At 50.9% G+C, this 322-nt stretch carries 1 protein-coding gene; it reads right to left on the reverse strand.

What is annotated here, in order from left to right:
• Positions 1-322, reverse strand: a 322-nt coding sequence (locus tag Abin_RS15255) for a hypothetical protein (RefSeq protein ID WP_048848506.1), incomplete at both ends; no start/stop codon positions are given.

Below are 322 nucleotides of genomic sequence, written 5' to 3' on the forward strand. Positions count from 1 at the left end.
GGTTGGGGTAAAGATCTGCAAGACCTTTTGCCCGTAATAATATTTCCCCGAATCACCAAGATTTGCAGGCGTAGGAAGAGAACCAGTCAGCCCCTGATCATAGGTCTGGCTATAATAGATTTCTGTCGCTGTTTGGTCGACAGTGATACCATTGTTAATGATATTATTCGTCAGAGAGGCCGCATGGATGGTCACATCTCCAGTTGCACTCCCGGCCATGATCTCACCAGACTGGTTGAGAACGTCTCCCGCATACTGGCCTGACAGGCCGCCAATGGAGATGCTGCCCGCATCAGACAGAATGGCCCCCTGCGTATTGGTC

Source organism: Acetobacter indonesiensis (genome assembly GCF_000963945.1).
Classification (GTDB): domain Bacteria; phylum Pseudomonadota; class Alphaproteobacteria; order Acetobacterales; family Acetobacteraceae; genus Acetobacter; species Acetobacter indonesiensis.